This is a genomic window from Streptomyces sp. DSM 40868, from assembly GCF_011820545.1.
GTDB classification, from domain to species: Bacteria; Actinomycetota; Actinomycetes; order Streptomycetales; family Streptomycetaceae; genus Streptomyces; species Streptomyces eurythermus.
Map to the genome: position 1 here is coordinate 3301297 of NZ_CP050504.1, position 26289 is coordinate 3327585.

21 protein-coding genes are annotated in these 26289 nt (G+C 74.7%); 14 read left to right on the forward strand and 7 right to left on the reverse strand.

Features of this window, described 5'->3' with window-relative positions:
• Positions 1 to 12: 12 nt before the first annotated feature.
• The 6 genes from HB370_RS14830 to HB370_RS14855 all read right to left on the reverse strand — a co-directional run bounded on the left by HB370_RS14830 (position 13) and on the right by HB370_RS14855 (position 5609).
• Positions 13 to 921, reverse strand: coding sequence for a LysR family transcriptional regulator (locus HB370_RS14830; protein WP_030790338.1), 909 nt, complete (start codon positions 919 to 921; stop codon positions 13 to 15).
• Between the two features lie 22 nt (positions 922 to 943).
• Positions 944 to 1789 carry a DMT family transporter gene (locus HB370_RS14835; protein ID WP_244406030.1) on the reverse strand — a complete coding sequence of 282 codons (846 nt, stop codon included), beginning with the start codon at positions 1787 to 1789 and terminating at the stop codon, positions 944 to 946.
• A 315-nt stretch (positions 1790 to 2104) separates the two neighbouring features.
• Positions 2105 to 2386 (reverse strand): hypothetical protein, encoded by a 282-nt coding sequence (locus HB370_RS14840; RefSeq protein WP_030790332.1) that lies wholly within the window; start codon positions 2384 to 2386, stop codon positions 2105 to 2107.
• A gap of 118 nt (positions 2387 to 2504) precedes the next feature.
• Positions 2505 to 4598: a 4-alpha-glucanotransferase gene (malQ, locus tag HB370_RS14845; protein WP_030790329.1), complete on the reverse strand. Its 2094-nt coding sequence runs from the start codon at positions 4596 to 4598 to the stop codon at positions 2505 to 2507.
• Positions 4599 to 4838, reverse strand: a complete 240-nt coding sequence (locus tag HB370_RS14850) for a hypothetical protein (RefSeq protein WP_030790326.1) — start codon at positions 4836 to 4838, stop codon at positions 4599 to 4601. It lies immediately after the preceding gene.
• 234 nt (positions 4839 to 5072) lie between these two features.
• Positions 5073 to 5609 (reverse strand): HNH endonuclease, encoded by a 537-nt coding sequence (locus HB370_RS14855; protein ID WP_030608086.1) that lies wholly within the window; start codon positions 5607 to 5609, stop codon positions 5073 to 5075.
• 314 nt (positions 5610 to 5923) lie between these two features.
• On the opposite strand from HB370_RS14855, the gene HB370_RS14860 reads away from it, so the two are divergent.
• From HB370_RS14860 to HB370_RS14925, 14 genes are all read left to right on the forward strand, one after another.
• Positions 5924 to 7036 (forward strand): mechanosensitive ion channel family protein, encoded by a 1113-nt coding sequence (locus HB370_RS14860; RefSeq protein ID WP_030790323.1) that lies wholly within the window; start codon positions 5924 to 5926, stop codon positions 7034 to 7036.
• 542 nt (positions 7037 to 7578) lie between these two features.
• Entirely contained in the window at positions 7579 to 8790 is a 1212-nt protein-coding gene (locus HB370_RS14865; RefSeq protein ID WP_030790317.1) for an ROK family transcriptional regulator, read from the forward strand.
• Between the two features lie 52 nt (positions 8791 to 8842).
• Positions 8843 to 10189 carry an ABC transporter substrate-binding protein gene (locus tag HB370_RS14870; protein WP_030790314.1) on the forward strand — a complete coding sequence of 449 codons (1347 nt, stop codon included), beginning with the start codon at positions 8843 to 8845 and terminating at the stop codon, positions 10187 to 10189.
• Entirely contained in the window at positions 10186 to 11127 is a 942-nt protein-coding gene (locus HB370_RS14875) for a sugar ABC transporter permease (protein ID WP_030790311.1), read from the forward strand. The genes HB370_RS14870 and HB370_RS14875 overlap by 4 nt, the downstream gene beginning before the upstream one ends.
• 4 nt (positions 11128 to 11131) lie before the next feature.
• Positions 11132 to 11965 carry a carbohydrate ABC transporter permease gene (locus tag HB370_RS14880; RefSeq protein ID WP_051816083.1) on the forward strand — a complete coding sequence of 278 codons (834 nt, stop codon included), beginning with the start codon at positions 11132 to 11134 and terminating at the stop codon, positions 11963 to 11965.
• A gap of 7 nt (positions 11966 to 11972) precedes the next feature.
• Complete coding sequence (locus tag HB370_RS14885) at positions 11973 to 13238, forward strand: 6-phospho-beta-glucosidase (RefSeq protein ID WP_030790306.1); 1266 nt, start codon at positions 11973 to 11975, stop codon at positions 13236 to 13238.
• Positions 13229 to 14209, forward strand: a complete 981-nt coding sequence (locus tag HB370_RS14890; protein WP_030790303.1) for a BadF/BadG/BcrA/BcrD ATPase family protein — start codon at positions 13229 to 13231, stop codon at positions 14207 to 14209. The genes HB370_RS14885 and HB370_RS14890 overlap by 10 nt, the downstream gene beginning before the upstream one ends.
• A gap of 201 nt (positions 14210 to 14410) precedes the next feature.
• A complete protein-coding gene (locus tag HB370_RS14895) occupies positions 14411 to 15859 on the forward strand; it encodes a hypothetical protein (protein WP_030790299.1) in 1449 nt (482 codons plus the stop codon).
• 14 nt (positions 15860 to 15873) lie between these two features.
• Positions 15874 to 16905 carry a glutamate ABC transporter substrate-binding protein gene (locus tag HB370_RS14900; protein ID WP_030790295.1) on the forward strand — a complete coding sequence of 344 codons (1032 nt, stop codon included), beginning with the start codon at positions 15874 to 15876 and terminating at the stop codon, positions 16903 to 16905.
• Between the two features lie 41 nt (positions 16906 to 16946).
• Positions 16947 to 18227 (forward strand): hypothetical protein, encoded by a 1281-nt coding sequence (locus tag HB370_RS14905; RefSeq protein ID WP_030790292.1) that lies wholly within the window; start codon positions 16947 to 16949, stop codon positions 18225 to 18227.
• Positions 18224 to 20689, forward strand: coding sequence for a serine/threonine-protein kinase (locus HB370_RS14910; protein WP_051816082.1), 2466 nt, complete (start codon positions 18224 to 18226; stop codon positions 20687 to 20689). Before HB370_RS14905 ends, HB370_RS14910 begins: the two co-directional genes overlap by 4 nt.
• A 4-nt stretch (positions 20690 to 20693) precedes the next feature.
• Complete coding sequence (locus HB370_RS14915) at positions 20694 to 22004, forward strand: protein phosphatase 2C domain-containing protein (RefSeq protein WP_030790284.1); 1311 nt, start codon at positions 20694 to 20696, stop codon at positions 22002 to 22004.
• Between the two features lie 115 nt (positions 22005 to 22119).
• Positions 22120 to 23448: a VWA domain-containing protein gene (locus HB370_RS14920; protein WP_030790282.1), complete on the forward strand. Its 1329-nt coding sequence runs from the start codon at positions 22120 to 22122 to the stop codon at positions 23446 to 23448.
• Positions 23449 to 23482: 34 nt separating this feature from the next.
• On the forward strand, positions 23483 to 25255 hold the full coding sequence (locus tag HB370_RS14925; protein ID WP_030790279.1) for an FHA domain-containing protein: 1773 nt from the start codon (positions 23483 to 23485) through the stop codon (positions 25253 to 25255).
• A gap of 5 nt (positions 25256 to 25260) precedes the next feature.
• Here HB370_RS14925 and HB370_RS14930 read toward each other — a convergent pair whose 3' ends face one another.
• Entirely contained in the window at positions 25261 to 26235 is a 975-nt protein-coding gene (locus tag HB370_RS14930) for a methyltransferase domain-containing protein (protein ID WP_030790267.1), read from the reverse strand.
• Between the last annotated feature and the right edge of the window lie 54 nt (positions 26236 to 26289).

Sequence of the window (26289 nt, forward strand, 5' to 3'; positions counted from 1 at the left end):
CGCGGGCCCGGCTCACGCCCGGGTCACGCGCCGCGCCGCCGCCTTCAGAGCGTCGAGGGTGTGGGTGATGGCCCGGGCGGAGCTCGCGCCCCTGCGGACCGCCGCGACGACATGCCGGACCGGGCGGTTCGTGGTCAGTTCGCGCAGGATGACGGCGGTCCGGGGGTCCGCCGCCATCCTCGGGACCAGGGCCACCCCCATGCCCGCCTCCACCATGGCGAGGATCGCGGTCCAGCCGGAGGCCGAGTGGCCCTGGCGGGGGGTGAAGCCGGCCGCCTCGCAGGCGCGGCGGGTGATGTCGGACCAAGGGCCGCTGCCGCCGTGGATCCAGGGTTCGGCGGCGAGGTCGGTGAGGGTCAGGCCGGGGGCCGAGGCCAGCGGGTGGTCCGGGGGCAGGGCCACGTCCAGCGGGTCGGCGAGCAGCGGGACGTGGGTGAAGCGGGGGTCGGCGGCGCCGGGTACCTCGGCCGCCAGGGACAGGGCCAGGTCGACGTCGCCGGCGGCCAGCAGCCGGTAGGCCTCGGCGGCCTCCGTCTCCCGGACCCGGACGGTCACCCGGGGGTGGGTGTACCGCAGCGCCCGCACGGCCGGGACGACCAGGGCGGGGACGGCGGTCGGGAAGGCGCCGACGCGGACCTCCCCGGCGTCGCCGTGGGCGTAGGCCGCGAGGGCCGCGTCCGCCCGCTCCAGCTGCTCGAACACCGGTTCCGTGTGCGCCAGCACCAGCCGGGCCGCGTCGGTGAGCCGGACCCGGCGGCCGTGCGCCTCCAGCAGGTCCACACCGAGCTGGGCGGCCAGATTGGTGAGCTGCTGGGACACCGCGGACGGGGTCATGTGCAGGGCCGCGGCGGTCGCGGTGACCGTGCCCCGTTCGCGCAGGGTGCGCAGAATCCGCAGCTTCCTCAGATCCCACTCGCTCATGCGCGCACGCTACAGGGCACGGTCAGCGGCGGGAGCCCGCGCCCAGCACCACCCCGGCCAGGATCAGCGCCAGGCACACCAGGCCCACGGCGCCGGTGTGTTCGCCGAGCAGCGCCCAGGACAGCGCGGCCACGCAGACCGGCTGGAGGTAGTAGACGATGCCGGCGCGGGTGGCGCCGATCAGGGCTACGGCCTTGTTCCAGACGAAGAAGGCGAGCGCGGAGGAGGCCACGCCGACGTAGAGCAGGGGCAGCACCGTGCCGGGCACGGGGTCGAAGCCGCCCTGCGCGGCGAGGCTGACGGCGTGCGCGGGCAGCAGCAGCACGGTGCCGGCGAGGAAGGTGGTGAACAGGAAGGCGGTGCCGTCGAGTTCGGCCGGCCGGCGGCGCAGCAGCGCGCTGTAGCCGGCGAAGCAGCAGGCGGCGGCCGGCATCCACAGGGTGCCCGGGGTGAAGCCCGCGCCGCCGCCGGCCACGAGCAGCACCACGCCCGCGCAGGCGAGGAGGAGTCCGGTGGTGCGCCGCGCGCCCAGCCGTACCCCGCCGAGCCGGTCGAAGACGGCCATGAGCACCGGTGAGGCGGCCATGATCATGCCCATGGTGGCGGCCGGGGTGGTCAGGCCGGCCTGATTGACCAGGGTGTTGTAGAGGGCGACGCCGAGGAGGGAGACGAGGAGGACGTAGCGGACGTGCTGCCGGAAGAGGTGCCGTTGCCTCCAGGCCCGGCGGGCGCCGAAGGGGGCGACGGCGAGCAGCGCGATCACCCACCGCCAGAAGGCGTGCTGGACGGGCGGGACGCTGTCGTGCAGTCCGCGTGAGGTGACGAAGCTGCCGGACCAGACGAGGGTGGCGAGCGCGGCGCAGGCCAGGCCGAGGAGGGGGGCGGCGGCCTGCCGGGAGCGGGTGGCGCGGGGCGCGGGGGCGGCCGCGGGGGCGAGGGGGGTCTGGTGCGCGGCTGCGGGCACAGGGGGCCTTTCGGGTCGGCTCGGTCGGGAGGGCGCCCCTACCGTCGCAAGGCCGGAACCGTCAGGTCCATCGAATCTTTACGATCGTTCTTTTCAGTTTCCCTGAACGATGCTCCGCGGGCACGCGAAAACGCCGGGGGCGCCGGTCTCACCCGGGTACGGCGTACGCGCGTACCGGCGGGAGGACGGGCGCCCCCGGCGAACGAACCGGCGGGGCGGTCAGGCCTTGGCCCCTGCCCCGGGCTTGACGTTGATGTTGGACGAGGTGGTGTCCTTCTTGGCCCGCGACTTGTCCAGCGCCATGACCAGACCGGCGATCACCACGAACAGCACCAGCGGGAGGAAGACGTACAGGCCCAGCGTCTGGATGACGCTCAGGCCCGGGCCGGGGTCGTCACCGTCGTCGCGGGTCAGCGCGAGCGCGGGGGACGACATGAGCAGCATCATCAGCGTCGTACCGGCGGCCAGGGCGCCGGCGCGCAGGGCGTTGTTCTTGTCCACGCATTCAAGTTAGCGAACCGGGCTGAAGGCCGCGCGCCCGGGGTGCCTTACCGCCGGGGACGCGCGGGCCGGCCGGGCGGGGGCCGGCGCCCCCGCACGCCCCTTTCCAGCCCTGTTCTCAGCCTCCCGGCGGCCGGTCCTCCCGGAGGACGTCCAGCAGCCCCCGCAGCCGTGGCGAGGCGACCAGTTCCTCCAGGGGGACCGGGCGGCCGTACGGGTCGGCGAGCGGGAGGCGCCAGTTCGGGTATTCGTCCCAGGTACCGGGCAGGTTCTGCGGGCGCCGGTCGCCGACGCCGTCCGGGAGCCAGACGCCGATCAGCCGGGCCGGCGTGCGCAGCAGGAAGCGGTGGACGGCGCGGATCTCCTCCTCCTCGTCGGAGCCGGGCGGCCCGGCCGCCGTCAGGTCCAGCAGGCCGAGGCTGCCCAGCAGGGCCAGCCACTCGGCCGCGTCGGCGGTGGCCCCGGCCCGTTCCTCGGCGGCCGGGCGGGTCAGCAGGCCGAGGCGGTCGCGCAGCTCGACGTGGTCGCCGGTGAGCCGGGCGGCGGTGGGCGGCAGATCGTGGGTGGTGGCGGTGGCCAGGCAGTCGGCGCGCCAGCGCTCGGGCGGCAGCGGGCGGCCGTCGCCCTCCCAGTCCCGCTCGAACCACAGCACGGAGGTGCCGAGCACCCCGCGCCGCTGGAGCGCCTCGCGCACCCCGGGCTCGACGGTGCCCAGGTCCTCGCCGATCACCACGGCCCCGGCCCGGTCGGCCTCCAGGGCGAGGACGGCGAGCATGGCGTCGGCGTCGTAGTGCACGTAGGTGCCCTCGGTGGGCGGGCTGCCCGCGGGGACCCACCAGAGCCGGAACAGGCCCATGACGTGGTCGATGCGCAGGGCGCCCGCGTAGCGGAACAAGGCGCGCAGCAGCTCGCGGTAGGGCGCGTAGCCGGTGGCGGCGAGCCGGTCGGGGCGCCAGGGCGGCAGGCCCCAGTCCTGGCCGCGGGCGTTGAAGGCGTCCGGCGGGGCGCCGATGGACATGCCGGCGGCGAACACGTCCTGCTGGGCCCAGGCGTCGGCGCCGCCGGGGTGCACGCCGACGGCGAGGTCGTGCACGATCCCGACGGGCATGCCGGCCTCGCGGGCGGCGCGCTGGGCGGCCCGGAGCTGGCCGTCGGTGAGCCAGGCCAGGCGGGTGTGGAACTCCACCCGGCCGGCGAGTTCGGCCCGCGCCCGCGCGGTGGCGGCCGAGCGCGGGTCGCGCAGCCCGTCCGGCCAGCCGTGCCAGTCGGGGCCGTGCGCCTCGGCGAGGGCGCACCAGGTGGCGTGGTCGACGAGGGCCTGGCCGTGGGCGGCGCGGAAGGCGTCGTAGGCGGCCTGCCGGCCGGGGCCCAGGGGCACCGCCAGGACCGCCTCCAGCGCCTCCCGCTTCAGTTCCCACACGGCGTCCCGGTCGATGAGGGCGCCCTTCTCCAGGACGGCGACGCGCAGCCGCCCGGCCCGCTCCAGCAGGCCGCTGAGCCGCTCGCGGTCCCCGGCGTACGCGAACTCGGGGACGTCCTCGATACGCAGGTGGACGGGGTCGGGGAAGCGGCGGGAGGAGGGGCGGTACGGGGAGGGGTCGGTGGGGGCGCCGGGTACGGCCGCGTGCAACGGGTTGACCTGCACGAACCCGGCACCGGCCGTGCGTGCGGCCCAGCCGGCCAGCTCCGCGAGGTCGGCGAGGTCGCCCATGCCCCAGGAGCGGTGGGACAGCAGGGAGTACAGCTGGACCATCAGGCCGTAGGAGCGGCCGGGCGGGGCGGGCAGCCGGTCCGGGGCGACGACGAGATACGCCTCGCCGGTGCGGCCGTCGGGGGCGGTGGCGGTCAGCCGGTGGACGCCCGGCGGCAGGCCCTCGGTCCCCTCCCGGTCCTCCCCCTCCTCGGTCACCACGCGCAGCGCGGTGCCGGCGGGCAGGCCGGTGAGGGCGGCGGGCGGCTCGGCACCTGCCCAGCGGACGACCACCGGCGGCAGCAGCCGCTCGCTCAGCTCGTGCTCCCGGGCGGCGAGGGCGGCGCGCACCGCGTCCGGGCCCGAGGCGTCGACGCCCAGGGCGGCGAGGGCGGCGATCACGGCGGAGGCGGGGACCTGGACCGTACGGTCGGGGGCGGGTCGGTAGGAGGTGGCGACCCCGTGCAGTCCGGCGAGCCGGGCGAGATCCTCCGTGAGGTGCTCTGCGGGCGCCGCGGCCATCTACAGCCCCGACGCGCAGAAGTCCGGGACCGGGTCGGCCTCACTGGTCAGCGGGGTGGCCTCGGCGAGCGGGGGCTCGCTGGTCAGCGGCTCGGCGTCGGGCAGCGGCGGCTCGCTGGTCAGCGGGGCCTGTGCCGACGCGCTCTCCGCGCTGAAGACGCACAGCGGCGCCTGGCCGGGCTCGGCGGACGGTGCCGCCACGGGTTTGGACGGAGCCGGGATCGTGAGGCGAGCGGCCACGGGGGCCTCCTTGTCGGGGTGCGGGTGCCACGGGTCGGCCGTGGCCGGGTTACGGCAGGCCTACCCCGTGAGCCCGCGCCCACGCGCGACGGATGACCGGCGCCCGGGTGATCCCGCATCGGTCCCCCGAGTGATCCGGCATCGGTCCCGGTGACCGGCGGGGTGCATTCCGTGCGGCCCGGCGCGCCCGCCGGGCGTACGCACACCGGCCCGGACCCGGGCGGGCGCTCCGTCCTAGGCGGACACTCCGTCGATCCGGGCCAGGGCGTCGTCCGCGCCGTACGGCTGCAGGTACGGCAGCCAGCGCGGGTCCCGGTGGCCGGTGCCGATGATGCGCCAGGCGAGCCCCGTCGGCGGGGCCGGCTTGTGCCGCAGCCGCCAGCCCAGCTCGACCAGGTGGCGGTCGGCCTTGACGTGGTTGCAGCGGCGGCAGGAGGCCACCACGTTGTCCCAGACGTGCTTGCCCCCGCGGCTGCGCGGGATGACGTGGTCGACGCTGGTTGCGACGCCACCGCAGTACATGCACCGGCCCCCGTCGCGCGCGAAGAGCGCACGGCGGGTCAACGGGACGGGCCCCCGGTAGGGGACCCGGACGAATCGCTTGAGCCGGACCACGCTGGGTGCGGGGAGGGTGACGGTCGCGCTGTGCATATAGGCGCCGGATTCCTCGAGGGAGACGGCCTTGTTCTCCAGGACGAGGACGAGCGCGCGGCGGAGCGGTACGACGCCGAGCGGCTCGTACGACGCGTTGAGGACCAGGACATGCGGCACGGGTGCCTCCTTGGGCGTCGGCGGCGCGTGGCTCGCGCCGGGACGATCTGCAGTCAGTCTCCCCTCATGCCTGGTGGAAGCGCCACCATGTCCCGGTAACGGGCTGAGAGTGTTTTCGACCACATCTGATTCCTCCCCCGGACCACGCCCTGTTCAAGCCCGCGTGAGCCGTGTCTCTCCTGCGCTCCCGCCGCACGGAACGGCGGGGGGCACCCGCGCTGCCCCGTTAGTGTGGTGGTTCCGTCCGACCGGTGACCTTTTCGTGACCTTGACCCCCGCCGGTACGGACCGCGCAGCACCTGGAGGTACCTGCCGTGTCGTCCCTGCCCGCCCTCCTCGTGACCGCCGGCGCGTCGCCGTCCCCGTCCCCGTCGCCGTCGCAGTCGACGAGCCCGGCCGTGCCGACGCTCCAGGACGCCCAGGAGAGCGCGACGAACGCGGCGAGCTGGGTGGAGCAGAACTGGTCGACGTGGCTCGCGATGGGCCTGAGGATCCTGCTGATCGTGATCGTGGCGGTGGCGCTGCGGGCGGCGGTGCGGCGGGCGATCACCCAGCTGATCGACCGGATGGGCCGTACCGCGCAGGCCGTGGACGGCACCGCGCTGGGCGGGCTGCTGGTCAACGCCGAGCGGCGGCGGCAGCGCTCGGCGGCGATCGGCTCGGTGCTGCGCTCGGTGGCGAGCTTCCTGATCCTCGGCACGGCCGCGCTGATGGTGCTGTCCACCTTCGAGATCAACCTGGCGCCGCTGCTGGCGTCGGCCGGTGTCGCGGGTGTGGCGATCGGTTTCGGCGCGCGCAACCTGGTCACGGACTTCCTGTCCGGTGTGTTCATGATCCTGGAGGACCAGTACGGCGTCGGTGACGTGATCGACGCGGGCGTGGCCACCGGCGAGGTGATCGAGGTCGGGCTGCGGGTGACCAAGCTGCGCGGCGCGAACGGGGAGATCTGGTACGTCCGCAACGGCGAGGTCAAGCGGATCGGGAACCTGTCGCAGGGCTGGGCGACGGCCGGGGTCGACGTGACCGTCCGGGCGAGCGAGGACCTGGACCGGGTCAAGGCCACGCTGGACGAGGTCGCCGAGCGGATGAGCCGGGAAGAGCCCTGGAACGAGCTGCTGTGGGGCCCGGTGGAGGTCCTCGGCCTGGACTCGGTGCTGATCGACTCCATGGTGGTCCGGGTCTCGGCGAAGACCATGCCGGGCAAGTCGGTGACGGTGGAGCGGGAGCTGCGCTGGCGGATCAAGCGGGCGTTCGACGCGGCGAGCATCCGGATCGTGGGCGGCGCGACGGCGGTCGAGGACGCCGAGGAGGCCCCGGACCCGACGGCGACGGTGGCGGCCCCCTCGGTGTACTCCAACGCGGACTCTCCGCAGTCGGCGGCGGCGTCCCCGATCGTCACCCAGCGACCGGCACCGCCGGCGAAATAGGGGAACGGTTTCAGCACACTCGTTCGAGTGAACAGATGGGGCATTCCGGCGCGGCGGCGCACGGACTGCCCCATCGTTCTGCCGGGGCGCCCGACGCGGGCTTAGCCTGGCATCAGCGCGACGAGGCCCCGTCTACGTCCTCATCGACCGCCACGCCAAGACGGCCCACTGCTACACGGACCCGGTCCTCCCCGAGAAGGCCGACGAGGGCGACGCCTCATACAGCTCCGACACCAAGGTCACCCTCGGCGACCCGCTCCCCCTCCCGGCGCCGTACCCCGCCCTGGACACCGCCCCCTTCGTCAAGAGCTGAGCCCCGGCCCCGCGGCCCCTTGGGACCAACGACAACGTTGCCCAAGGGGCCGCTGCCATTGACGCCTATTGACGCCCCCTCCGCCCTCGGCTTACGTTCCTCCCACCCGGACAGGAAACTTTCCTAACAGTGACCGCAGTGATCTTCCTGGGTCCGTCGATCAAGGACTGGACGCCTCCCCCGGGTCACTGAAAAGCTGGGCGGCTGGAGAGGCAGGTGTGGAACCCCCATGGCAGGAACCGCCGGTACGCCGGGCACCCCGCGCGTCCTGCGCGCCATGAACGACCGCGCCGCCCTGGACCTGCTGCTGGCGCACGGGCCGCTGTCGCGCACCCGGATCGGCAAGCTCACCGGCCTGTCCAAACCCACCGCCTCCCAGCTGCTGGCCCGCCTGGAGGCGGCCGGACTGGTCCGGGTGACCGGCACCAGCGAGGGCCGGCCGGGCCCCAACGCCCAGCTGTACGCGATCGATCCGGCCGTGGCGTACGCCGCCGGGCTCGACGTCACCCCGCAGCGCATCCGGGCCGCCGTCGCCGACATCACCGGCCGCACGGTCGGCGAGTACGAGCTGCCCACCCCCGGCCGGCGGCCCGCGCAGCCGGTCGTACGGCAGGTGACCGACGCCCTCGACGGCGCGGTCAAGGCCGCCGGGCTCGCCCGGTCCGACGTGCACCGGCTGGTCATCGGCACCCCGGGCGCCTTCGACCCGGGCACCGGGCGGCTGCGCTACGCCTCCCACCTGCCCGGCTGGCACTCCCCCACGCTGCTGGACGAGCTGGCGGCGGCGTTGCCGATGCCGGTGGAGTACGAGAACGACGTGAACCTCGCCGCCGTGGCCGAACAGCGGCTGGGCGCGGCCCGCGGCCACGAGGACTTCGTGCTGCTGTGGAACCAGGAGGGCCTGGGCGCGGCCCTGGTGCTGGGCGGCCGGCTGCACCGCGGCTGGACCGGCGGCGCCGGCGAGGTCGGCTTCCTGCCGGTGCCGGGCGCCCCGCTGGTGCGGCACGTCACCCGGGCGAACAGCGGCGGCTACCAGGAGCTGGCCGGCTCGCAGGCGCTGCCGGCGCTGGCCCGTGAACTCGGCATATCCGACGTGCCCACGGGCCCGCACGCCGAGGCCGCCGCCCTGCTCCTGGCCCGTGCCGCCGACCACGCCGACGGCCCCCACCGGGAACTGCTGCGGACCTACGCCACCCGGCTGGCCACCGGCCTCGCCTCGCTCGTCTCCGTCCTCGACCCCGAACTCGTCGTGCTCAGCGGCTCCGCGCTGACGGCCGGCGGCGAGGTGCTGCGGGCCCTCGTCCAGGCCGAACTGGCGGAGCTGGCCGCGGCCCGGCCCCGGCTGGCCGTCGGCGAGGTCCGCGAACACCCGGTGCTGCGCGGCGCGCTGGAGTCCGCGCTCGCCGCCACCCGCGACGAGGTCTTCGACACCTCGCGCTGAGCGCCCCCGCTTTCCCCCTCCTCTTCGAACCCGTCCCCTGGGAGACCTCGTCATGCCCACACCCATACCCAGAGCCGCCCGAAAAGCGGCTTTCGCCCTGACCGCCGGGGCGGTGCTGCTCACCACCGCGTGTACCGGCCAGTCCGTCGGAAGCGCCACGGACGACCCCTCGAAGGAGGTCACGATCACCTTCTGGCACGCCTGGAGCGCGCCGAACGAGGTGAAGGCCGTGCGGTCGCTGGTCGCCGGGTTCGAGCGGGCGCACCCCAACATCCATGTGAAGGTCGTCGGGAACATGACCGACGACAAGATCAACCAGGCGCTGCGGACGGGCGGCGACCGGGCCCCGGACGTGGTCTCCTCGTTCACCACCAACAACGTCGGCCGGTTCTGCTCCTCGGGCGCGCTGGTGGACCTGAACCCCTTCTTCGCCAAGTCCGGGATCGACCCGGAGAAGACGTTCCCGAAGCCCATGACCGAGTACACGGCGTTCGAGGGCGACCGCTGCGCGGTCCCGCTGCTCGGTGACGCGTACGGGCTGTACTACAACAAGACGGCGTTCGCGAAGGCCGGCATCGCCCGCCCGCCGAGGACCTGGTCCGAGTTCCTCGCCGACGCCAGGAAGCTGACCGTCCGGCAGGGCGACGGCTACCGGCAGCTCGGGTTCATGCCCAATTACCACGGCTGGGAGTCCACCACCGAGCACTACCTCGGCCAGTTCTCCCCGACGTACTTCGACAAGGACGGCAAGTCGAACGTCGCCAAGGACCCGGCGTTCGCACGGGCCTTCACCCTGCAGAAGAAGCTCGTGGACGAACTCGGCGGATTCCGCAGGCTGGAGCGGTTCCGGTCCACCCTGGGCGACGAGTGGGGCCCCAAGCACCCCTTCCACACCGGTCAGGTCGCCATGCAGATGGACGGCGAGTGGCGGCTCGGGATGGCCGAGGAGGCGAAGCCGGACTTCGAGATCGGGGTGGCCCCGCTGCCCGTCCCGGACGACCGGGCCGCCCAGTACGGCAAGGGCTACATCACCGGCACCATCGCGGGCATCGCCGCCACCAGCCGCAAGCAGAACGCGGCCTGGGAGTTCGTCAAGTACGTCACCACGGACACGGACGCGGTGACCGGCTTCGCCAACGACATCCACAACGTGCCCTCCACGCTGGCCGCGCTGAAGTCCCCGAAGCTGAAGTACGACCCGCGGTTCAAGACGTTCCTGGACATCGCCGCCAACCCCTGGTCCACCTCCGCGCCCGCCTCCGTCAACGGCGGGGTGTACCTGGTGACGATCCAGCAGTTCGGCTACGACTACGAGAGCGGCAAGGCCACCGACCTGAAGGCCGGGCTGGAGAAGACGGCCGCGCAGATCGACACCGACATCGCGCAGGCGCGGCCATGAGCGCCGGCACCCTGGCGGCCAAGCGCCGCCGCGCGACCCTGCGCACGCTCGCCTTCATGGCGCCCTGGCTCGTCGGCTTCGCGGTGTTCTTCGCCTACCCGCTGCTCTCGACCGTCTACTTCTCCTTCATGCACTACGACGGCTTCCGGCCGCCGGAGTGGACCGGCGGGCGGAACTGGGTCTACGTCTTCGAGCACTACCCGCTGTTCTGGCCCGCGCTGCGCAACACGCTGTGGCTGGTCGTGGTGATGGTGAGCCTGCGGGTGGTCTTCGGGCTGGGCGTCGGCCTGCTCATCACGAAGATCAAGACGGGCACGGGGGTCTTCCGCACCCTGTTCTACCTGCCCTACCTCGCCCCGCCGGTCGCGGCCACCATGGCCTTCGCCTTCCTGCTCAACCCGGGCACCGGGCCGGTGAACTCCCTGCTGGAGCGGGCCGGGCTGCCCGCGCCGGGCTGGTTCGGCGACCCGGGCTGGTCCAAGCCGGCGCTGACCCTGCTGGCGCTGTGGGGCATCGGCGACCTGATGGTGATCTTCATGGCCGCGCTGCTCGACGTGCCGGCGGAACAGTACGAGGCGGCCCAGCTGGACGGCGCCTCGGCCTGGCAGCGGTTCCGGTACGTGACACTGCCGGCCATCTCCCCGATCGTGATGTTCGCGGTCGTCACCGGAGTGATCCAGACGATGCAGTACTACACCCAGCCGCTGGTCGCCGGGAAGGTCGCCTCCGGAGTGATCCAGGGCGCCGGCACCCAGTTCGAGCCCGGCTATCCCGACAAGTCGACGCTCACCCTCCCCCAGCTCGTCTACAACCTCGGCTTCCAGCGCTTCGACTACGGCTCGGCGTGTGTGGTGGCGCTGGTGCTGTTCGCCCTGTCGATGGCGTTCACCGCGCTGCTGATGCGGCGCCGCGGCGGCCTGATCCAGGCAGGTGACTGAACACATGACCCGCCGCAAGGCATCCCTTCAGTGGATCGCGGTCCACTCCCTGGGCGTGGCCGCCGCGCTGTTCTTCACGCTGCCCTTCGTCTTCCTGGTCCTGACCTCGCTGATGAGCGACAGCCAGGCCCTGAGCCGGGACCTGGTCCCGCACACCTGGGAGTGGGGCAACTACCGGAAGGTGTTCGACACCCCCGGCTTCCTCACCTGGTGGCGCAACACCCTGCTCTACGCGGGCCTCGGCACCGTCCTGACCGTGGTGTCCTCGCTGCCGGTGGCGTACGCGCTCGCCAAGTTCCGCTTCCGGGGCCGCAGGCTGTCGCTGATGCTGGTGATCTCGATGATGATGCTGCCGCCCCAGGTGGTCGTCATCCCGATGTACCTGTTCTGGGCCAAGCAGCTCGGCCTGTCCGGCACCCTGTGGCCGCTGATCCTCCCCATGGCGTGCGGGGACGCGTTCTCCGTCTTCCTGCTGCGCCAGTTCCTGACCACGATCCCGGACGAGTACCTGGACGCGGCCAAGGTCGACGGCTGCGGCGAACTGCGCACCCTGCTGCGGGTGGTGCTGCCCATGGCCAGGCCGGGCATCGCGGCCGTGGCCCTCTTCCAGTTCTTCTACGCCTGGAACGACTACTTCGGCCCGCAGATCTACGCGTCCGAGAACCCCGGCGCCTGGACCCTGTCCTACGGCCTGGAGTCCTTCAAGGGCGCCCACCACACCGACTGGAACCTCACCATGGCCGCGACCGTGCTGGTCATGGCCCCCGTCATCCTCGTGTTCTTCCTCGCCCAGAAGGCGTTCGTCGAAGGCGTGACGCTCACCGGAGTAAAGGGTTGATCTGACTGTGAAACTCACCGTGGTCGGCGGCGGCTCGACCTACACCCCCGAACTCGTCGACGGCTTCGCCCGGCTGCGCGACGCCCTGCCCATCGAGGAACTGGTGCTGGTCGACCCGGCCGCGGACCGGCTGGAGCTGGTCGGCGGCCTGGCCCGGCGGATCTTCGCCCGGCAGGGCCACACCGGCCGGATCGTCACCACCTCCGACCTGGACGCGGGCGTCGACGGCGCCGACGCCGTGCTGCTCCAGCTGCGCGTCGGCGGCCAGGCGGCCCGCGAGAAGGACGAGACCTGGCCGCTGGAGTGCGGCTGCATCGGCCAGGAGACCACCGGCGCGGGCGGCCTGGCGAAGGCCCTGCGCACGGTCCCGGTCGTCCTCGACATCGCCGAACGGGTCCGCCGGGCCAACCCGCGCGCCTGGATCATCGACTTCACCAACCCGGTCGGCATCGTCACCCGCGCCCTGCTCCGGGCCGGGCACCGGGCGGTCGGCCTGTGCAACGTGGCGATCGGCTTCCAGCGCAAGTTCGCCGCCCTGCTGGACACGGCCCCCGCCGACGTCCACCTGGCGCACGTGGGCCTGAACCACCTCACCTGGGAAACGGGCGTGCGACTGGGCGGGCCGGACGGCGAGGACGTCCTGCCCCGGCTGCTGGCCGAGCACGGCGAGGCCATCGCCGCCGACGTCCGCCTGCCCCGCCCCCTGCTGGACCGCCTCGGCGTGGTCCCCTCCTACTACCTGCGCTACTTCTACGCCCACGACGAGGTCGTCCGCGAACTGCGCACCAAGCCCTCCCGGGCCGCCGAAGTCGCGGCGATGGAACGGGAGCTGCTGGCCCTGTACGGCGACCCGGCGCTGGACGAGAAACCCGCGCTGCTCGCCAAGCGCGGCGGCGCCTTCTACTCGGAGGCGGCCGTGGACCTCGCGGCGGCCCTGCTGGGCGGGGGCGGCAGCCCGTACCAGGTGGTGAACACCCTCAACCGGGGCACGCTGCCGTTCCTGCCCGACGACGCGGTGATCGAGGTACAGGCGTCCGTCGGCCCCGAGGGCCCCGTCCCGCTGCCCGTCCCGGCGCTCGACCCGCTGTTCTCGGGCCTGATCGCGAACGTGACGGCGTACGAGGACCTGGCCCTGGACGCGGCGCTGCGCGGCGGCCGGGACCGGGTGTTCCGCGCCCTGCTCGCCCACCCCCTGATCGGGCAGTACGAGTACGCCGACGCCCTCACCGACCGGCTGGTCGCACACAACCGGGAGCACCTCGCGTGGGCCTGACCTCGACCGTGCTCGCCATCGACGCGGGCAACAGCAAGACCGACGTGGCCGTGGTCGGCGCCGACGGCGAGGTGCTGGCCACGGCCCGCGGCGGCGGTTTCCGCCCGCCCGCGGTCGGTGTGCCGGCGGCGGTCGAGGCGCTGGCCGCACCGGTCGCGCGCGCCTTCGCCGACGCGGGTGTCGCCTCCGTCTCCCATGTGTCGGCCTGCCTGGCCAACGCCGACCTCCCGGTGGAGGAGGAGCGGCTGGCGAGCGCGCTGCACGCGCGCGCCTGGGGCACGTCGGTGGAGGTCCGCAACGACACCTTCGCGATCCTGCGGGCGGGCGTCGCCGAGCCGCGCGGGGTGGCGGTGGTGTGCGGGGCGGGCATCAACTGCGTGGGCATGCGCCCCGACGGGCGCACCGCCCGGTTTCCCGCGATAGGCCGGATCTCCGGTGACTGGGGCGGCGGCTGGGGCCTGGCGGAGGAGGCGCTGTGGCACGCGGCCCGCGCGGAGGACGGCCGGGGCGAGCCGACCGCGCTGGCCCGCACCCTGCCCGCGCACTTCGGGCTGCCCACCATGTACGCGCTCATCGAGGCCCTGCACCTGGAGCGGATCGCCCCCGCGCGCCGGCACGAGCTGGCGCCGGTGCTGTTCGCCACGGCGGCCGAGGGCGACCGGGTGGCCGGGGCGCTGGTCACCCGGCTCGCGGAGGAGGTCACGGTGATGGTCACGGTCGCGCTGACCCGGCTGGACCTGCTGGCGGAGCGGACCCCGGTGCTGCTCGGCGGCAGCGTCCTCACCGCCGGCCACCAACAGCTGGACGACGCCGTACGCGCCCTGCTCGCCGCGCGCGCCCCCCGGGCCGACGTCCGCGTGGTCACGGCCCGCCCGGTGCTGGGCGCGGCCCTGCTGGGCCTGGACCGCCTGGGCGCGGGCCCGGAGGCGGGCGAACGGGCACGCGGGTACTGGGAGACGGCCGGCCTCTGACCGCGCAGACACGGGGAGACGGCCGTCCCCGGCGGAACCGATGCGTCGTCACCGCCGTCTTCGCCCCCGGGGGGTGGTGTGTCCGCCGGCCACGCGCCCCGGGGGCCACCATGATCCGTTCAAGATCCAGTGAAGGCCGGTGCGGATGCCGGCGCGGACGGTGATACTGGGCGGCGAACGGATGACCATGGGGGAGGTCGAGTGACACACCCGCCGAAGAGCAGCGCGGCGCCACCGCCGTCCGGGTCCGCCGGTGCCGCCGGTGCCCCCGGCATCCGCGCCCAGCCGCACGGGCGGCCCGCGCCCGCCGCCCCGTCGGCCCCGGCCCCGCCCACGCGCCGCACCGCCTTCGCCGAGGGCGCCGAGCGGGTGCGGGCCGCCGCGACCACCGAGCCGGGACGGCTGCGGATCATCGGCGCCGTACTGGCCCTGCTGGTCCTCGGATTCGGCGCGGTCGCCGCCTGGCAGACCAGCACCCGTGCGGCCGCCGCCGACGACGTGCTGCACCGCAGCCAGCCGCTCAGCTTCGGCGCGGCCGGCATCTACCGCTCGCTGGCCGACGCCAACACCGCCGCGGCCGGCACGTTCCTGGCCGGCGGGCAGGAGAACGCCAAGACCCGCGACCAGTACGAGAAGGACATCCGGGAGGCCGCCGCCGGGCTCGTCACCGCCGCCGCCAACGCCGAACCCGGCTCCGCCGCCGAGGCGACCGTCGCCCGGCTGAACCGGCTGCTGCCCGAGTACAAGGGCCTCGTCGAGCGGGCCCGGACCTACAACCGGCAGGGCTACCCGGTGGGCGGCGCCTATCTGCGGTACGCCGACGAGAAGATGCAGAAGCACATGCTCCCGGCCGCGCAGGCGCTCTACACCACGGAGAACCGCCGGCTGGACGCCGACTACGGCGACGCGACCCCGTACCCGTGGGCGGCGATCGCGCTCGGCGTGCTCGCCCTGGCCGCGCTCGGCTGGACCCAGCACCGCGTGTACCGGCGCACCAACCGGGTCCTCAACCGCGGCCTGGTCGCCGCCACCGCCGCGACCACGGCCGCCCTGCTGTGGCTGGTCGTGGGCCACGCGGTCGCCCGCTCGGGCCTCGACGGCTCCTACGCGCACGGCATCAGGTCGCTCAACGTGCTGCACGAGGCCCGGATCGCCGCCCTGAAGGCACGCGGCAACGAGAACCTGAGCCTGGTGGCGCGCGGCGCGGACACCGTCACGGTGGCCGGGCAGACGTACGACGCCCACTACTACGACTTCGACAAGGACATGGCGGTGCTCCGGGAGGCGCTTTCCGAGGCGGCGCGGCTCGCCGACGACGACGCGGGCACCGCCCCGGTCACGGCCGCCCAGAGCGACACGGCCGTGTGGCAGCGGCGGCACGCGGCGGCCCGCGCCGAGGACGAGAACGGCAACTACCAGCAGGCCCTGGACAAGGTGATCGGCGCCAAGGACGCGACCGCCGAGTGCTTCGACGGCGTCGACCGCGGCCTGGAGAGGGCCATCGGCCACGAGCGGGCCGAGTTCGGACGGGCCGCCGGTGACGGGCGGGACGCGCTGGCCTTCCTGCCGCAGGGCACCGCCGCCCTCGCGGTGCTGGGCGCGGCGGGCTCGGTCGCCGGCATAGGCCGCAGGCTTTCGGAGTACCGGTGACAGGGGGCGGGGCGATGGACGCGAGACGTGCGCGGGTCTCGCTGCGGGGCTGGGGCGGAGTCGCCACGATGGCGGTGCTGTGCGCGCTGGCGCTGGCGTTCGTCCTGCTGCTGCCGTGCACGCAGCGGGCGCCGGGCGAGCCGGGCCGGGCGGCGCCGCGGGTCGCCACCGGTGCCCAGGCCCGCGCCGACGGCTGCGTGGACGCCGAGGCGCACGAGCGGACGCTCGCCCCGGCCGGCGCCGACGGTCCCACGATCGAGGCGATCCGGGCCCGTACGGGCGCCAAGCGCAAGCTGGTCGTCGGCGTCGACCAGAACGGCTACCGCTGGGGCTACCGCAACCCGAACACCGAGGGCGCCCGGCTGGAGGGCTTCGACATCGACCTCGCGCACCGGATCGCCGAGGACATCCTCGGGGACCGCGACGCGGTGCAGTTCAAGGCGATCCCGACCAACCAGCGCATCCCGGCGATCCAGGACGGGCGCGTGGACATGGTCGTGCGCACGATGACGATCACCTGTGACCGGCTGCGCCAGGTCGCCTTCTCCGCGCCCTACTTCAGGACCGGCCAGCAGGTCCTCGCCCCCAAGTCCTCGGCGATCACCGGCTACGACGGCTCGCTGGCGGGCAAGAAGGTGTGCACGGCGACCGGTTCGACCGCGTACGCCAAGCTGGACGCCGACCGGAAGGCGGGCCGGCTGCCCGGCTCCACCGACCTGTCCACCACCGTGCCCAACCAGCTGGACTGCCTGGTCCGGCTGCAACTCGGCGAGGTGGACGCGGTGGTGACCGACGGCGCGCTCGCCGCGAGCCAGGCCGCCCAGGACCCGACCGTGGAACTCAAGGGCGAGCCGTTCACGACCGAGTACTACGGCGTGGCGATGAAGAAGGACGCCGACGATCTGGTACGCCGGGTCAACCGCGTCCTGGTGGACTATTCGGCGAACGGCTGGCAGAAGTCGTACGACGACTGGCTGTCGGCGACACTGGGCGAGAACCCGGCCGCGTCGAAGCCACCCGCGCCCCGCTACCTGCGCGGCAGTTGAGCCGTACCCGACCGGAACCGACAGCGAGCGAGAGGTGATCGATGGGCGTCACGGACCCCGCCGGGCCGGTGATGGACCGGGACGAGGCGGACCGTGCGCTGGCGCGGCTCGGCCAGGAACACGAGGCGATCGAGACCTCCCTGCTGGCCCTCCAGGACCACGCGGGCCGCAGACTCCTCGAAGGCGCCGGGCTGACCGGCGTCACCCGGGAACGCTGGCAGGCCACGGAGGCACGGATCACCCGGCTGTGGGCGTACTTCGACGCCTACACCGCCGCGCTCCGGTGCGCCCGTGAGATCCGCGCCCGGCGCCGCTGGTCCAGCCGCGAGGACCTGGCGGAGCTGACCGGGCTGCTGCGCGGCGAGTCCGTGACCGTCCCCGGTGGCGAGAGCGGCCGGCTCAGCGAGACGTTCACGCTGCCGGCACTGGTGGAGCGGATGAACGAGCTGTACGCGACGAGCCTGGACGTGATCGTCGCCGCGGACGCGGTGTGGTCGGCGCTGCCCGCGCGGATCGACCTGCTCGCCGCCGAGCTCCAGCGCACCCGGCAGCTCGCGCACTCCGTCGGGGTGCGCCCGGGCGAACACCCGGCCGGCGACGACCTGGAGCGGATCACCCGCACGCTGGCCCGGCTGCGCGAGGACGTCGTCGCCGACCCGCTCGCGTTCTGGGTGCCGGCCGAGGGCAGCTCCGCGCCGGGCGGCGGACGCCCGGACACGACGGTGTACGACCGTGCGGCGCGCGCCCTGGAGGACGTGCGCCGGGAGATCGACGCCGTGCTGACGGTGCGTCAGGACGCGGAGGCGCGGCTGGTCCGGGTGCGGGACGTGCTGTCCCGGGCGGACCGCACCCTCGCCGAGGCCCGGACCGCGCGCGGCGAGGTGCTGGCGAAGATCGCCGCCACCGAGGTGCCGGTGGTCGGCGGCCCGCCGACCGTCCTCCAGGAACAGCTGGCCACCGCCGTGGAGTACCGCAGGCAGGGCCGGTGGCACCGGCTGTCGCCGCTGCTGGAGTCCCTGGAGGAGAAGGCGGAGGAGGAACTGCTGCGCGCCCGCGAGTCGTTGACCGCGGTCACCGCACCGCTCGCGGTCCGCGCCGAGCTGCGCGGCCGGCTCGACGCGTACAAGGCGAAGGTCGCCCGGCACGGCCTGGCCGAGGACCCGCTGCTGGTGGAGCGCTACGACGCGGCCCGCCGCATGCTGTGGAGCGCGCCCTGTGACCTGCGCGTGGCCGAGCAGGCCGTGCTGCGCTACCAGCGGACGGCGGCCGAGCTGCTCGACGGCGCGGACGCGCCGGAGGACCGCAAGGGGGACGCGTCATGAGCCGGCCGGGGCAGGCCTGCCAGCGACCGGGGTGCCAGGGCGCCTACGAGGACGTCGGCGGAGGCGGGCTGTACTGCGACACCTGCGGTCTGGCACCGGTGGTGTCGGCCGGGGCTCCCTCCTCCGGGGCGGGGATGGTGGTCTCGCCGGCCACCGGTGTCGCCAAGGGGGCCACGGACGGCGCCGGTTCGCGCAGCGCCCGGACGTCCTCGCAGTCGTCGCGCTCGCGCCGCTCGGTGTCCGGACGGCTGTCCCGTTCGGTGTCGGGGAAGCCCACCGGCCGCTCGGTGTCGGTGCGCAGCTCGGGCGCCTCCACCGGCTCCTCGGCGCGCGGGCGGCTGGGCGCCGGGCTGGTGTCCGTGCCGCAGGTGCCGCGGCCCGACCCGCACGCGATGGTGCTGGAGCGCCCGGAGGTGCCCGAACGCAAGCGGTTCTGCTCCCGGTCGGACTGCGGGGCCCCGGTGGGCCGGGCGCGCGGTGACCGGCCGGGCCGCACGGAAGGCTTCTGCACCAAGTGCGGGCACCCGTACTCCTTCGTGCCCAAGCTGCGCGCCGGGGACATCGTGCACGGCCAGTACGAGGTCGCGGGCTGTCTCGCGCACGGCGGGCTGGGCTGGATCTACCTCGCCGTGGACCGGGCCGTCTCCGACCGCTGGGTGGTGCTCAAGGGCCTGCTGGACACCGGCGACCAGGACGCGATGGCCGCGGCGATCTCCGAACGCCGCTTCCTCGCCGAGATCGAGCACGCCAACATCGTGCGGATCTACAACTTCGTGGAGCACCTGGACCAGCGCACCGGCTCCCTGGACGGCTACATCGTCATGGAGTACGTCGGCGGCAAGTCCCTGAAGGAGATCGCCAACGCCCGCCGGGCCCCCGACGGCCGCCGCGACCCGCTGCCGGTGGAACAGGCGTGCGCCTACGGCATCGAGGCCCTGGAGGCGCTCGGCCACCTGCACAGCAGGAACCTGCTGTACTGCGACTTCAAGGTGGACAACGCCATCCAGACCGAGGACCAGCTCAAGCTGATCGACATGGGCGCCGTCCGCCGCATGGACGACGTGGAGTCGGCGATCTACGGCACGATCGGCTACCAGGCCCCCGAGGTCGCCGAGACCGGCCCGTCGGTCGCCAGCGACCTGTACACGGTGGGCCGCACCCTTGCGGTGCTCACCTTCGACTTCCAGGGCTACACCACCGTCCACGCCGACTCCCTGCCCGACCCGGACACCATCGAGGTGTTCCGCCGCTACGAGTCCTTCTACCGGCTCCTGGTGCGCGCCACCGACCCCGACCCGGACCGCCGGTTCGGCTCCGCGCAGGAGATGGCCGAGCAACTGACCGGCGTACTGCGCGAGGTGGTCGCGCTGGGGACCGGACAGCCCCGGCCCGCGCTGTCCACCCTGTTCGGGCCCGAGGTGAAGGTCACCGACACCGAGCTGTTCCCGCCCCTGGACGGGGACGTCTCCCGGCTCGGCGCCCGCCGGGACCGCGGCGGACCGGCCCCCGACCCCGCTCCGGCGGCGCTCGTCCGGCCCGTGGACACCCCGGCCGCCGCCCTCGCCCTGCCCCTGGCACTGGTCGACCCCGGCGACCCGGCCGCCGGTTTCCTGGCGGGACTGCCGGCCTCCGGTCCGGCCGAGCTGATCGGCGCGCTGGCCGCGGCCCCCGAGCAGACCGTGGAGACCCGGCTGCGGCAGATCCGCGCCCGGCTGGAGAGCGGCGGGACACGGGCCGCCCTGACGGGCCTGGCAGAGCTGGAGGAGGAACGGCCCGACGACTGGCGGGTGGTGTGGCAGCGGGGCGTGGCCGCCCTGGTCACCGGCGACTTCGAGGGCGCCGCCCTGGCCTTCGACGCCGTCTACGACGCCTTCCCCGGCGAGAGCGCGCCCAAGCTGGCCCTCGGCCTGTGCGCGGAGGTGCTGGGCCAGCCGGACAACGCGGCCGAGTACTACCGGCTGGTGTGGACGACCGACCGGAGCTTCGTGAGCGCCGCGTTCGGGCTGGCCCGGGTGCGGCTCGCGGCCGGGGACCGGCGGGGCGCGGTCCGCACGCTGGAGTCGGTGCCGGAGTCCTCCATCCACTACACGGCCGCCCGGGTCGCCGCCGTCCGGGCCCGGCTGCGAGGTCGTACCCCCGGCCCCGGTGACGTACCGTTCGGGGACGACCTGACGGCCGCCGCCGGGCAGGTCGAGGCGCTCCAGGCGTACGGTCTGGACCCGGCGCGGCGCGCGCGGCTGTCGGCGGAAGTGCTCGGCGGCGCGCTGGACTGGGTACTCTCCGGGGGCGCCGGATCCACCGCGGCGGGCCGGACGCTGCTGGGCAGCGGTCTGGACGAGCGGGGTCTGCGCTTCGGCCTGGAGCGTGCCTACCGCACGCTGGCCCGGCTGGCGCCCGGCGGCAAGGAGAGGATCGAGCTGGTGGAACGGGCCAACCGTTACCGCCCCCGGACGTGGGTGTAAGTCGATGTCGCAGATGCCCCGGCAGGCCGCACTGCCGAAGTGCCCGAGCTGCGCGGAACCGGTGGAGCCGGGTGACCTGTTCTGCGGAGCGTGCGGATACGACCTTTCGGTGGTGCCCGCACCGCCGCAGGACCATCCGACGCTCCCCATGACCGGTACCGCCACGCCGGGGAACGGAACGGAACGGCCCGCCCCCTGGCCCGCCGACCCCGCGCCCGCGCCCGAGACGGATCCGCCGGGCCCCGGCGCGGGCGGCACCCCGCCGCACGGACACGAGCCCGAGGACGGACAGTCCGCCGGTTCCGGGGTGCGCTTCGACCGGCCCGCGGAGCCCGACGAGTACCCGTTGCAGGCACCGGACCCGCGGCTGGCCGCCCCGGCCGCCGCTCCCGCCGTCGCGGCGCGGCTGTGCGTGGCCTGCCGCACGGGCCGGGTGGACGACGACGGCTACTGCGAGAACTGCGGGCACGCCCAGCCCCGTGAACGCGACCACCTGGAGCGGGAGACGGGCCCGGTCGCGGCCGTCAGCGACCGCGGACTGCGCCACCACCGCAACGAGGACGCGTTCGCCGTCGGCCACACCACGCTGCCCGACGGCACCCCGGCGGCGCTGGCGATCGTCTGCGACGGCGTGTCCTCCGCGACCCGCCCCGACGCCGCCTCCCTGGCCGCCTCCCGGGCGGCCGGCGACACCCTGCTGGCCGCGCTGCCACGCGGCACCCACCCGCAGGCGGCGATGCACGAGGCGATCGTCGCCGCCGCGCACGCCGTCAACGCGCTCGCCGACGAACCCGCCACGGCCCGCGAGCACGCCCCGCACCAGAACGCGCCGGCCTGCACGATCGTCGGCGCGGTGGTCACCTCCGGGCTGCTGGTCGTCGGCTGGGTCGGCGACAGCCGGGTCTACTGGGTGCCCACCGACCGCACCGCGCCGTCCGCCCGGCTCACCGAGGACGACTCGTGGGCCGCGCAGATGGTGGCCGCCGGACTGATGAGCGAGGCCGAGGCGTACGCCGACGAGCGGGCCCACGCGATCACCGGCTGGCTCGGCGCGGACGCCTACGAACTGGAGCCGCACACCGCCTGTTTCCAGCCGGACCGGCCCGGCGCGGTGGTGGTGTGCACCGACGGACTGTGGAACTACGCCGAGACGGCCGAGGAGATGTCCGAGGTGGTCCCGCCGGACGCGGCGGCCCGCCCGCTGCACGGCGCCCGGGTGCTGGTCGGGCACGCCCTGGACGGCGGGGGCCACGACAACGTAACAGTGGCGGTACTGCCGTTCCCGGCGCCGTCGCAGGGGGCAGGATCGGCCTGAAGGCCGTAGCCCTCGGGACTGCGGCACGGGGAAGCCGGGGCGGACCGGAGGGGACCGGTCCGTTCGCGGCCGGCGCCCGGCGTGGGCGGGGCAATCGAGGGGGATGCGTCACAGCATGGCCAATTTCGCGAAGCCGGACGGACCGCGGTTCTCGGTGGACGTCTACCAGAACGAGTACCTGCCCGAGGGCGGCAGCCAGGTCGACGCCATAGTGACGGTGACCGCGACCGGCGGCGGCACCCTCGGCGGCGCCCTCGTGCCGCCGGGGCGGCCCTCCGCCGCGGTGGCGGTCATGGTCGACTGCTCGGGCTCCATGGACTACCCGCCCGCGAAGATGCGCGGCGCCCGGGAGGCCACGGCCGCCGCGATCGACACCCTGCGCGACGGCACCCGCTTCGCGGTGATCGGCGGCACCCATGTCGCCCAGGAGGTCTACCCGGGCGGCGGACGGCTCGCGGTCGCCGACGCCACCACCCGCGAGCAGGCCAAGCAGGCGCTGCGCCGGCTGAGCGCGGGCGGCGGTACGGCCATCGGCACCTGGCTGCGGCTCGCCGACCGGCTGCTGTCCGCGGCGGACGTCACCCTCCGGCACGGCATCCTGCTCACCGACGGCCGCAACGAACACGAGTCGCCCGCGGACCTGCGGGCCACCCTGGACGCCTGCGCGGGCCGGTTCACCTGTGACGCGCGGGGCGTGGGCACGGACTGGGACGTGAAAGAAGTCACAGGCATCGCCTCGGCGCTGCTCGGCACCGCCGACATCGTCGCCGATCCGGCCGGACTCGCCGCCGACTTCACGCGGATGATGGAGACGGCGATGGGCAAGGAGGTCGCCGACGTCGCCCTGCGGGTGTGGACGCCGGCCGGGGCGACCCTGCGGTTCGTCAAGCAAGTCGCGCCTACCGTCGAGGACTTGACGCACCGTCGCACCGAGGCCGGGCCGCGCGCCGGGGACTATCCGACCGGGTCCTGGGGCGACGAGTCCCGCGACTACCACCTGTCCGTGACGGTCCCGCCGGCCGGACTGGGCCAGGAGATGCTGGCGGCGCGGGTCTCCCTGGTGGTGCCGCAACCGGACGGAACGGTACAGAACCTCGGCGCGCAGGGCCTCGTACGGGCCGTGTGGACCGATGACATGGCCGCCTCGACCGCCATGAGCCCCCAAGTCGCCCACTACACCGGGCAGGCCGAACTGGCACAAGTCATCCAGCAGGGTATCGATCTTCGCAAAGCGGGCGATTTCGATGGAGCAACGGCCAAACTGGGAAGGGCCGTTCAGCTCGCGAACGCCTCCGGCAACGCCGATACTGCGAAACTGCTTGCGAAGGTGGTGGACGTGGTCGACGCCGCGACAGGTACTGTGCGGTTGAAGACGAGGGTCACGGAGGCCGACGAGATGACTCTGGAGACCCGGTCCACCAAGACTGTCCGTGTGAAGAAGTGACCCTCCAGAGCGTAGGAGAAGGGGAAGCACCGACATGCCGACCTGCCCGAACGGACACCAGTCGGGTTCCGACGACTGGTGCGAGGTCTGCGGTCACCGCATGGCCGGTGCCGTACCTCCGCCCCCGCCGCCGCCCCCGAGCGGCGGCTACGGCTTCCCGCCGCCCGCCGGCGCGCCCGGCCGGCCCGGTCCCGCCGCGGCCGACCCCGAACCGGAGCTGTGCCCGCAGTGCCGTACGCCCCGCGAGGGCGGCGCGCCGTTCTGCGAGGAGTGCCGGTGGAACTTCCTGACCAACACGGCGACCTCGTACACCCCGGCCGCGCCGCGCCCGCCGCAGCCCCGGTTCCAGCCGCCCAGCGCGACCTACGGCGGCGGTGACGGGTACGAGTACCAGGGCTCCCGGCCCTCGCAGGTGAACCGGCCCGCCGAACCGATCCCGTCCTTCGGCAGCGAGCCGTCGGGCCCGACCCCGTTCGGCCCCGGCCCCTCGGGCCGCCCGCCCTTCCCGCCCGGCGACCGCCGCCCGCCCGCGCCCCCGCAGGGGTTCGGACAGGGGCCTGGTGGTCCCGGTGGGCCCGGCGCCGGTGGTCCCGGTGCCGGTGGTCCCGGTGCCGGTGGCGCGTCCGGTCCCGGCGGGTTCCCGGGGCAGGGTGCCGGTCCCGGTGGGTTCCCGGGTCAGCAGCCCGGTGGTCCTGGTGCCGGTGGTCCGGCCGGCCCCGGTGGTCCTGGTGGTCCCGGTGCCGGTCGTCCGGCGGGGCCGCCGTCCGGCTTCGGCGGCGGTCCCGGGCAGGGACCGGGCAGCGGTGCTCCCTCCGGTCCGTCGGGGTTCGGCGGCGGCCCGGGGCAGGGTCCCGGTTCCGGCGGTCCCTCCGGCCCGTCCGGCTTCGGCGGCGGCCCGGGGCAAGGGCCCGGCAATCCCTCCCGTCCCGGCGGCCCGTCGGGTCCCGGTGCTCCCGGCGGTCCCGGCGGCCCCGGGCCCTCCGGCTTCGGCGGGGATCCCTCGCGTCCGGTTCCGCCCCCGCCCGGTCCGGGCGGTCCCGGCGGCGCGCCGCAGGCGTTCCAGCAGGCCGGGGCCTCGGCTCCGCCCGCCCCGCCCGCGTTCCCGCGCGGGAACCGTCGGCCCCCGGCCGGTGAGGACGACTGGGTGATCTCCCCGCCGTCCTCCGGCGGCCCGGGCCAGGACACCGGCGGCCAGGGCGGCGGCTACGGCTACCCGCATCCCGGCGCCACCCAGGCACCGCCCGGACAGGGCGGTCCCGGCGGACGACCGGGCGACCAGGGCGGACAGGGTGGACAGGGTGGCCCCGGCGGGTTCCCGCAGGCGCCTCAGCAGGCCCGGGCCCCGCAGTCGCCCCAGGCACCCCAGGCCCCGCACCAGTCGCAGGCCCAGGGCGCCCAGTCGGGCACCTGGACGGCGACCATCGGCCCGGACCGCGAGTACTTCATGGCGATGATGCAGCGCTCCGGCCCCGAGGCCGCGGGCCTGAACCTGCCCGCGTACTCACCGGAGCAGCAGCGCACGCTCACCGGCAACCAGGTGACCATCGGGCGCCGCCGGCACTCCACCGGCGACACCCCGGACATCGACCTGTCGGTGCCGCCGGAGGACCCGGGCGTCTCGCACCAGCACGCCATGCTGGTACAGCAGCCGGACGGCAGCTGGGCGGTCGTCGACCAGAACTCGACCAACGGCACCACGGTCAACATGTCCGAGGAGCCGATCCAGCCGTTCGTGCCGGTCCCGCTCCAGGACGGCGACCGGGTGCACGTGGGCGCCTGGACGACGATCACCGTCCGCCGGGGCTGACCGGCTCAGGACAGCGGCCAGGCGTACGGCCCCTCGGGGTCGTCAAGCCAGGCCCAGGCGTGCTCGCCGCGGACCGTGACGCCGTAGCGGCCGCGGCCGGGCTCGCCCTCGCGCTCCCACAGCGCGTACGCCTCCCGGGGTCCGAGGGCGCCCCGGGTCAGCGCGAGCAGGAAGCGCAACGGCTCCTGCTCGCGGGCCCGGGCGGGAAGTCCGGCCAGGCTGACGCTCCCGGCCCCGGCCCCGCCCTGGCCGCGCAGCGGCACGAAGTAGACGGCCCCGGGCAGGAAGCGGCCCTCGGCGTGCTCCGCGTCCCGCACGGTCAGGGCGAGCAGTCCGGTGGCGAGCGGGGTGAGGACGCGCCCGCCGGGGCGGCACTGGGCGAGCCAGGCGCGCGGCACCGCGCACAGCTCGCAGGTGGCGATGATCCGGTCGTAGGGGGCGCGTTCGGGCACTCCGCGCGCCCCGTCGCCGGTGATCACGGCCGGGTGGTAGCCGGCCGCCGCGAGGTGCCGCCGGGCCGACTCGGTGATCTCCGGTTCCAGGTCGACGGTGGTCACCAGGCCGCCGTCGCCGAGCCGGTGGGCGAGCAGGGCCGCGTTGTAGCCGGTGCCGGCGCCCACCTCCAGGACCCGGTCGCCGTCCTCCACGCGCAGGGCGACCAGCATCCGGGCCATCAGGGAGGGCTGGCTGCTGGAGGAGACCAGCTCGCCGTCGCGCAGCCGGGTGGCCAGCGGCACGTCCGCGTAGGCACCGCGCACCCAGCGTTCCCGGGCCGCAGGCTCGGGACTCTCGCCCCAGCGGCGCTCGTACCCGCGCGGCCCGGGGACGTAGTAGTACGGCACGAACAGGTGCCGGGGCACCGCCGCGAACGCCTCCCGCCACACCGGGTCGTCCGCCCAGGCCCCGTCGGCGTCGATCCGCCGCACCAGCTCGGCCCGCGCCGCGTCCGCGAGAGCCTCGGTGCCGGTGTCGTAGCCCATGTGTCCACAGTAGGGGCCCCTGTGTCCGCACAGGGGCGGGCGGCCCCGCACGGG